Annotated in this window: 1 tRNA gene; it reads left to right on the forward strand. The window is 49.2% G+C overall.

The annotated features are described in order from the left end of the window. Positions 1-30 precede the first annotated feature (30 nt). Positions 31-106: transfer RNA gene (locus C2M36_RS11875), tRNA-Glu, on the forward strand. The last annotated feature ends 203 nt before the right edge of the window (positions 107-309 follow it).

The raw sequence follows: 309 nt of genomic DNA on the forward strand, positions 1-309 counted from the left end.
AAAATAACCAGTCCTAGTGACACATTTTGTGTCCCCTTCGTCTAGAGGCCTAGGACACCGCCCTTTCACGGCGGTAACAGGGGTTCGAATCCCCTAGGGGACGCCACTTAACTCGTATGGTAAGAGTCTAAATAACCAGTCCTAGTGACAAAAAGCATCTGTTTTTGTAATTAGGCCGCTCAGCCTCACTGGCTCGGCAGTCGCACTTACAAAAATTACTCGAAGCAATGCTTCGAAATGCAAATTTTTGTCCCCTTCGTCTAGAGGCCTAGGACACCGCCCTTTCACGGCGGTAACAGGGGTTCGAAT

This window comes from Pseudoalteromonas sp. T1lg75 (assembly GCF_002964705.1).
Taxonomy (GTDB): domain Bacteria; phylum Pseudomonadota; class Gammaproteobacteria; order Enterobacterales; family Alteromonadaceae; genus Pseudoalteromonas.